Annotated in this window: 3 protein-coding genes and 1 pseudogene; 1 reads left to right on the top strand and 3 read right to left on the bottom strand. The window is 58.5% G+C overall.

What is annotated here, in order from left to right:
* The coding region (locus ACXRVY_RS21620) for a TetR/AcrR family transcriptional regulator (RefSeq protein WP_458238198.1) at nucleotides 1-398 on the bottom strand (398 nt) is incomplete at its 3' end.
* A 238-nt stretch (nucleotides 399-636) separates the two neighbouring features.
* On the opposite strand from ACXRVY_RS21620, the gene ACXRVY_RS21615 reads away from it, so the two are divergent.
* Nucleotides 637-1,872 carry an NADH:flavin oxidoreductase/NADH oxidase family protein gene (locus ACXRVY_RS21615; protein ID WP_457266164.1) on the top strand — a complete coding sequence of 412 codons (1,236 nt, stop codon included), beginning with the start codon at nucleotides 637-639 and terminating at the stop codon, nucleotides 1,870-1,872.
* 202 nt (nucleotides 1,873-2,074) lie between these two features.
* On the opposite strand, the gene ACXRVY_RS21610 is transcribed toward ACXRVY_RS21615, so the two are convergent.
* Nucleotides 2,075-2,719, bottom strand: a complete 645-nt coding sequence (locus ACXRVY_RS21610) for a TetR/AcrR family transcriptional regulator (protein WP_223458873.1) — start codon at nucleotides 2,717-2,719, stop codon at nucleotides 2,075-2,077.
* A 2-nt stretch (nucleotides 2,720-2,721) separates the two neighbouring features.
* Nucleotides 2,722-3,183 (bottom strand): annotated as a pseudogene (locus tag ACXRVY_RS21605) (3-(3-hydroxyphenyl)propionate hydroxylase); the annotation flags it as partial.

The raw sequence follows: 3,183 nt of genomic DNA, 5'->3' as shown, positions 1-3,183 counted from the left end.
CCAGTGGAAAGCCCGCTCAGAAGATCCGTAGTCGCCTGGCTGCTGAACATTTCGCGTAACGAAGAATTGCTCATGGCGAACTTATGGATGAACGCGCCCCACTGTGAGTCTTCGTGCGCTCGACGAATGAACAATCGAATGCCATTGGCAAGGCGCTGAGCCGGATCAGAGAGGGAATTGAAGCTCTTGTTGACGCGCTCATGCATCTCCCTGGCCAGATGACCTGCGACTGCCTCGAACAGGCTTTCCATGCTGTCGATGTTGCTATAGACCGTTCCGCGCGCCACGCCTGCCTCTTGGGCGAGGTCGAGAATGTTCACTTGTGAGGTGCCTCTTTCAGCGAACAGGCGGAAGGCGGCTTGATGAATGCGGCGCTGTGTTGGATTCAGGGATTCCACGGTTCTCTCTCCAGGATTACCTTATGGACCGATTGAACACTCGTGTTCATTTTACGTCAACCCTATTTTTAAGCGTGTAGGTTTTTCTGCCTGAAAATCGGCCTGAAGCCAGGTCAATTAAAGCCCTGCGCCATTGACACAACTGAACACACGTGTTCAATTGTGTTTCAGGCTTGCCTTCTCGGCACATCAAGCCCTGCGCGGGCTGGCCGTATTTTCATCAGTTGAAGGACAGAACATGACCGGCTCAAAGCTCTTCAAACCACTTCGCTTGCCTAACGGCACGGTGATTCCGAACCGGATCGCCAAGGCCGCCATGGAGGAGAACCTTGCCAATGAGGATCACGCTCCTGGGGAAGCGCTGGTCAAGCTCTATCGGCGTTGGGCCCAGGGTGGTGCCGGCCTGATCATCACTGGCAACGTCATGGTTGACCGCCACGCCTTGACCGGCCCCGCTGGCGTGGTGCTTGAAGACGATCGCAACCTGGGCGAATTCAGGTTATGGGCCGATGCTTGCCGCAGCCGTGGAGCCCAGGCCTGGATGCAAATCAATCATCCCGGACGGCAGCTCTTGGCTTCAATGGGGCAATCGGCACGGGGCCCCTCTGCAGTGGCTGTCGACATTCCCGGACTATCAAAAGCTTTTGTGCCGCCCAGGGCTTTGGAGGAGCAGGAGATCGAAGAGCTGATCGAGCGCTATACCCAGGCGGCGGTGCTGGCCGAGCGTGCCGGATTCACCGGCGTGGAGATTCATGCAGCGCATGGCTACCTGTTCAGCCAATTCCTTTCGCCCTTGACCAACCGGCGTAGCGACCGCTGGGGTGGCAGCCTGGAAAATCGTGCGCAAATTCTCCTGCGAACCATCGACGCAATACGTCAGCGGGTGGCACCGATTTTTTGCGTCGCTGTGAAGCTCAATTCCGCGGACTTTCAGCGCGGTGGCTTCGATGCCGAGGATGCCGCTCGCGTGGTGGAAATGCTCAACGCCAAGGCGGTCGACCTGGTCGAGTTGTCCGGCGGCAGCTACGAAAGCCCGGCAATGCAGGGGCAAACCCGCGACGGCAGCCGCTTGGCTCGAGAAGCGTACTTTCTCGAGTGCGCGGAAAAAATAGGAAAAATAGCGCGCATGCCGCTGATGGTCACCGGCGGCGTGCGTAGAAAGGAGGTGGCGGAGCGAGTGGTGAGCGGATCGGTGTCGATGGTGGGGCTGGCCACTGCGTTGGCAATCGAACCGGCCCTGCCAAGCCAGTGGATGGAAGGTAAGGACACCGAAGTGGAGCCCATCGTCGTGCGCTGGAAGAATAAGGCGCTGGCATCGCTTGCAGTGGCGTCGGTGATCAAGAAGCAGCTCGGTTTGTTGAGCCAAGGCAAACGGACAAAACCCGGGACGTCGCCACTCATGGCATTGATCGGCAATCAGCTGAAGTCTCGTCGCCAGGCGAAGAGCTATCGGCAATGGATTGGCCGGGTTTAGCCTAATGCCAGTCAGTTAAGGCGCAAAACCTGTGGGAGCGAGCTTGCTCGCGATAGCGGACTGTCAGGCAACGCAGGTGTCGACTATGCGATCGTCATCGTCGGAACGCCGCCCGGAGCAAGCTCGCTCCCACAGGAGTTGCGGTGTTCAAAGCGTTAACTGACTGGCATTAGGGTTTAGCCGGTCAATGATGACATCAGGACTAGGGTAGCGGCTTACCGGCGATTCTCTTGGCTCTGGCAGGTGTTACACCCAGAGCCTTGAGAATCATCTCGGCAACCCGCTGATCGTGCTCCGCCACCGCACGCCCTTCGACAACCGAGCGCATGGCGCCGGTTGTGCAGGATACGACCATGTCCAGGGCGATCCCCTCGTCCTCATAAGCGAAAGTACCCGCGCGCAGCCCCTCACGCAGGTCGCCCAGCACATGTGCAGCCAAACGCGAGCGCATGGTCTGATCGGAATGGATGATACGCAGTAGTGCGTTAGCCCATTGATGGTCGTAGGCGGCCCGGCATACGAACATGCGCACACCAATCGAAAGCCGCTGTGCACCGCAGTGCACGTCCGAACTCAGGGCGGAAATGGCATCGGAGAACTCACTCGCCATGGCGATGCCAACCGCCTCGAGTACTTCGTCGCGCGTTCGAAAATAGTTGTAGATGGTGCCGTTGGATACCGCGGCCTCCGAGGCGACATCGAGCAGTGCAATCTCCCCCACCTCCTTACGTGCGACAAGACGCAAGGCCGCGTCCACCAGGCCGCGACGGGTACGTTCACGCTTCTTGTGGCCTCGAGTGAGAGGCTCTTGCTCAGTTGCTTCTGAAGGGAAAGTGGGGGAAGGCATCTTCAGGCTCTTAATCGAGGGGGCTCGTTGATGGTAATGGAAATGCTGTCAGGAGTGGCGTCTTCGCTGACCAGCAGGCCCCTGCAGTCCCGAAGAAGACTGCCTGCCTGCGCGCCAGGGGCGTGGTGCATGACGATACGGTCGGGACGAACCGCGACGAGCGTTCCTTTGGCAGCCAGCGGCAGGATGTCATGGTTCATATCTTCGATGAAGTCACAACTGCCGCCGGAGCGTTGTCCGCGTGTTCTGATCTCCAGGAAGTGGCCTCCCATTTTTTCCCAGGAAACGATCTGATCGGTGGTTAGCAGTGACAACGGGTCAACACCGAATCCAACCAGGGTCAGGTTGTCTCCAAGAGCATCGTCGCTCAGTTTGATCTGCTTTTGCATGTCGCGAACCCAGGCTTGGGGAAACAGACTGCCACGAACCAGCTTGTCGCCACGATGATGCTGCACGAACAGCCC

The sequence above is a fragment of the Pseudomonas sp. P5_A2_2 genome (assembly GCF_054177685.1).
This window is presented reverse-complemented; position numbering and strand designations above follow the sequence as displayed.

Coding starts and splice junctions, on each gene's coding strand:
- ACXRVY_RS21610 (WP_223458873.1), bottom strand. CDS start 2,719: ATGCCTTCCCCCACTTTCCCTTCAGAAGCAACTGAGCAAGAGCCTCTC.
- ACXRVY_RS21615 (WP_457266164.1), top strand. CDS start 637: ATGACCGGCTCAAAGCTCTTCAAACCACTTCGCTTGCCTAACGGCACG.